At 64.0% G+C, this 1,331-nt stretch carries 1 pseudogene; it reads right to left on the bottom strand.

What is annotated here, in order from left to right:
- Positions 1-1,331 (bottom strand): annotated as a pseudogene (locus ABZ749_RS35285) (glycosyl hydrolase); the annotation flags it as partial.

The following is a 1,331-nucleotide window of genomic DNA, read 5'->3' as shown; positions in this document are numbered from 1 at the left end:
CGAGACGTTCGTGAAGACCGTGTCGGTGATCGGGTTCTGCGGCTGCCCACCGACGTAGTTGGTCTGGAACATGATGCCGCTGTAGGTCGGATCGATGATGTCGACATCGCTGACCCGGATGCCCTGGAACACCTTCGAGGCGGAGAAGACCCAGATCGCCGGGAAGGTCTGCCCACCCCAGAAGTGCCCACCAGCCCGCACGATCGAGATGTTCTCGAACCGGGTCGGCGGGTTGGCACCGAAGCCGTTCATCGGGTAGCCGAAGTCGAGCGAGCTGATGGTGATGCCCGAGTAGACCAGGGTGTCCGCGATGTAGATGTTGCGGAACGTGTTGCCGTAGCCGCCGTACACGGCGACACCGGCGGCCCGCCAGGTCAGGGTCGAGGTCAGGTTCTCGTAGATGTTGTCCTTCATGTCGGCGCCACCCGCGTCGATGGCCGAGAACAGCGCGAAGCTGTCGTCGCCGGTGGCCCGGGCGTCGTTGTTGCTGACCAGGTTGTTGGTGCTCCCGTTGGTCATGTTGATGCCGTCGGCGAACATGTTCCGGATCCGGGAGTTCTTGATCGTCATGTAGTCGGTGTTCGCGCCCCAGTAGAGGCACACCATGTGCTCGTTCCAAATGTTGTCGATCACGATGTTCGACACGTTGGCGAAGTCGAACACCTTGCCCGGACCGTCGATCCGGGAGGTGTAGTTGCCGAAGTAGGCGAAGTTCTTGAAGGAGGAGTTCGCCGCCGAGTTCTCGGCCCGGAAGCCGATGTCGGTGTTGTCCTGGCCCGACGGAGCGTTGAACCGGGTGTACCAGGGGCCGGCGCCGGTCACCTGGACGGCCTTGCCGTACACCTGGAACTTCGACGAGGTGGAGTAGTTACCAGCCGGCAGGTACACCCCGACCAGGTTGCCGGTGGTGTCCATCCGCACCCGGTCCAGGGCGTTCTGCACGTCCTGGTGGGTGAAGCCGGTCGGCGTGGTGTAGCGCGCCGGGTCCGGGTTGGCGATCGGCGCCACCTGCTCCGTGTTGATGAAGTCGATGGCGTACGTGGTGGTGTTGGCCGGGTCCTTCTGAAGACGGATCTTGCTGCCGGCCGGGACGGTGGAGTTGAGCATGACGTTGGCTTCGTCGTAGATGTGCCGCGGTCCGCCCGCGCTCGGCGAGTTGCCCGGGCTGGCCTCGCTGCCGTAGAGCCAGGCGTACCGGGACGTCAGGTCGATGGCCTTGTGGAAGGTGCCGTTGACGTAGACGTTCAGGGTCGAGTTGATCCCACCGCCGCCCGGCGCATCCGGAATGGAGAAGCGGGTGACCAGCGTGTTGGTGCTGGCCCGGGTGGTGA

Source organism: Micromonospora sp. NPDC047753 (genome assembly GCF_040642735.1).
In the GTDB taxonomy this organism is placed as follows: domain Bacteria; phylum Actinomycetota; class Actinomycetes; order Mycobacteriales; family Micromonosporaceae; genus Micromonospora.
This window is presented reverse-complemented; position numbering and strand designations above follow the sequence as displayed.